Annotated in this window: 2 protein-coding genes; both read left to right on the top strand. The window is 50.8% G+C overall.

The features are described 5' to 3' along the window. Window positions 1-199 precede the first annotated feature (199 nt). The gene (locus tag QMC96_13325; GenBank protein ID MDI6877734.1) at window positions 200-559 is read left to right on the top strand and encodes a transposase; all 360 of its coding nucleotides are present in this window, start codon (window positions 200-202) and stop codon (window positions 557-559) included. Further along, window positions 556-993: an IS5 family transposase gene (locus QMC96_13320; protein MDI6877733.1), complete on the top strand. Its 438-nt coding sequence runs from the start codon at window positions 556-558 to the stop codon at window positions 991-993. The genes QMC96_13325 and QMC96_13320 overlap by 4 nt, the downstream gene beginning before the upstream one ends. Window positions 994-1,255 lie beyond the last annotated feature (262 nt).

The raw sequence follows: 1,255 nt of genomic DNA, 5'->3' as shown, positions 1-1,255 counted from the left end.
TGACCTTAGGATCGGCTCCTTGGATTGTATGGGCATATAAGTACAAGGAGCCATCGTACCTTAGATCTTTCGGTCGACGGTACAGTGTCTCACTTCTGAAGGGTTTCTACAGAGCCCGAACTTAGGGTATTTATAAAATCAATTAAATCTAGAGGACATCCCAAAATTATAAGACCCTTGCGGATCCTAAGCCCGGGGCATGGCATTCCAGGAAATCGACGACGATCTCTGGGAGATTATCCGGAAGCATCTTCCCCGGCAGAAACCCCACATCGGCCGACCCCGGCGGGATCCCCGATCGCTCATCAATGGGATCTTCTCCGTCCTGACCACCGGGTGCGCCTGGAGCGATGTCCCCGAGAAATACGGGACCAAATCGACGGTACACCGGTACCACCTCGAACTCTGTAAGCGGGGAGCCTATCAGGCGATCTTCCTCGACCTTCTCCAGTCGGGCTACGATCTCCAGAAACTTGAGCTCGTCCACTGCATCACCGATACCAAGGATATTCCTGCGAAAAAGGGGGAACTATCGGCTATGATGGCTATAAGAAGGTGAAAGGGAATAAGCTCAGCGCCCTGGTCGATCAACAGGGACTCCCTTTGGCCTGTCTGGTCGCTCCGGCGAATATCCACGATTCACAGCTCTATGCACCAACGGTTGCCGCATTCGCGATTCCCGGAACCACGGAGAAGCCTGCAGTCATCTCCGCAGATGCAGCCTACGATTCCCACGAGATCCGACAATACTCGAGAAAACGAGGTATCAAGAGCAACATTCCCGTCAATCCGAGAAGCCGGAAATCCCCCAAGCGAGGACGACCGGTCTGGTTCAATCGGGATCTCTACAAGAAACGAGGGGCGATTGAACGGTTCTTCAGCTGGATCGAGGCCTTCAAGAAGCTGGTTCCTCGCTACGAACGGTACGAACATTCATTCCTGGGGCTCATATATCTGGCCTGTGCCGTGATGATCGGGAGAGTTTTGGGATGACCTCCTAATAAAGGACGATACTGTCTCTATACTTACAGACTCCTTACAGACTCAAATGCACAATTGCTATGTGATGCAATATCTCCCCCCTTCAGCTGAAATACAATTATCTTTTCGATGATATATAAATGAGTCAAATTATTGGCTCTGTAGAAACCCTTCAGAATTGAGGCACTGTCCTATCGACCGAAAGATCTAAGGTACGAGCGGCTCCTATCCGTATATGCCAATAATAAGCCACAAGGAGCCACTATTAAGGTCG

The sequence above is a fragment of the Methanomicrobiales archaeon genome (assembly GCA_030019205.1).
GTDB lineage: Archaea > Halobacteriota > Methanomicrobia > Methanomicrobiales > JACTUA01 > JASEFH01.
The sequence above is the reverse complement of the archived record's forward strand: the minus strand, read 5'-3'. Positions and strand labels throughout refer to the sequence as shown.

Coding starts and splice junctions, on each gene's coding strand:
- QMC96_13325 (MDI6877734.1), top strand. CDS start 200: ATGGCATTCCAGGAAATCGACGACGATCTCTGGGAGATTATCCGGAAG.